The organism is Peribacillus sp. P4_C12 (genome assembly GCF_056402095.1).
On sequence record NZ_JBFUIB010000685.1, the window covers coordinates 1 to 1,657 of the forward strand.

The 1,657-nt window shown below is 36.9% G+C and carries 1 protein-coding gene and 1 pseudogene; both read right to left on the reverse strand.

What is annotated here, in order from left to right; translation table 11 throughout:
* A partial coding sequence (locus AC1DUW_RS27970; protein ID WP_477644072.1) for an alpha-amylase family glycosyl hydrolase occupies positions 1-976 on the reverse strand: 976 nt, incomplete at its 3' end.
* A gap of 242 nt (positions 977-1,218) precedes the next feature.
* Positions 1,219-1,536 (reverse strand): annotated as a pseudogene (locus AC1DUW_RS27975) (glycoside hydrolase family 15 protein); the annotation flags it as partial.
* Positions 1,537-1,657 lie beyond the last annotated feature (121 nt).

Below are 1,657 nucleotides of genomic sequence, written 5' to 3' on the forward strand. Positions count from 1 at the left end.
GATTTAAATACACCATAGAAGATACCGCATCGACACGAACCCCGTCGATATGGTAAACGTCCATCCAAAACAACACATTTGATATGAGAAAACTAATTACCTCTGGTTTAGTAAAATCGAAATTGTATGTTCCCCATATTGGGCGATCAGCTCTAGTATAATCAATTGGTTCATAGAGAGGTGTTCCATCAAATCGGGCAAGACCATGCGCATCTTTACAAAAATGGGCGGGAACCCAGTCAAGAATTACACCAATGCCGTTTTGATGGCAGCGGTTTATAAAATACTTGAAATCTTCTGGTGAGCCATAACGGCTATTTACTGAATAATATCCAGTAACCTGGTATCCCCAAGATTTATCGAATGGGTGTTCCAATATGGCCATGATTTCCACGTGTGTAAAACTATTATCAATCACATAGTCAACTAATCTATCAGCCAGTTCACGGTACGAATAAAATTCCCCGTCCTCTGTCTGTTTCCATGTTCCCGGATGAACTTCATATATCGACATAGGTTTATGATAAATATTTTCTTTTTTCCTATCGGCTATCCATTTCGAATCTTGCCATTCAAAATTATCCAACCTTTTAATGACAGAGGCTGTATTTGGCCTTATTTCCGAATAAAAAGCATAAGGATCGGCCTTTAGGATACGTTTATTTCCGGATGTATGTATTTCGTATTTGTATAGCTCTCCTTCTTGTAATCCTGGTACAAACAACACCCAGATACCTGAACGCTCAATCCGCTCCATAGCATGATCATTTCCATCCCAATTATTAAAATTACCGACTACTGAAACTTGCTTGGCATGGGGTGCCCAAACGGCAAATCTGACTCCTGTTTTACCTGATGATGTAACAAAGTGTGCCCCAAGCATTTTATAACTTTCATAAAGTGTGCCTTCATGAAATAAATACAAATCAAAATCGCTTGGATAAATCTCTTGTAGCTGGTCGATAATTGTATTCAAATTTTACCCCTCCATCAACATGAACTCGATAACATTTTTCCCTTCCTTCCCCAGATATTATATATATTCGATGGAAATTATATTAATCCTTCAAATGGAGGTGAAGTTATTGTAATTAATGTCCTTTTTTTAAATTTTAAAACATTTTTCGTAAAATATAACCATTTTATGTAAAATAAAGCACAAAATTAAAGCCCTTCCCATATTTTAGGAAGAGCTCTAAGTAGCCATGTACGAAAACTTCATGTTACTTGTTCAGTACGTATCATTTTAGTTTTTGTTAAGAATAAATAAGATAAAGAAACGGACCATGCCAGAGGAGTATTTCCGTTAGGTATATTACTGCCTCCGATATATAATTCAGGAACTTCCCAGTTCTCTGGTATTATATTTTTTGTTTTCTCTATATATTCCTTTGCCTTGTTCATCATACCTAGTTCATGATAGCATAATCCCAGCCACGGAAGTCCGAAACACCACTCTGCTTCTTGACCTTCATTATAATAAAGGTCCCTTTCATACCGTATACAGCCGTTTGTTCTTTCAAGACGTTCTGAAACCTTACCGGCTTGTCGATCGAGATACAGCCCTTAAAATATTGCAGAATGTTTCAGAACGTCTTGAAAGAACAAACGGCTGTATACGGTATGAAAGGGACCTTTATTATAATGAAGGTCAAGA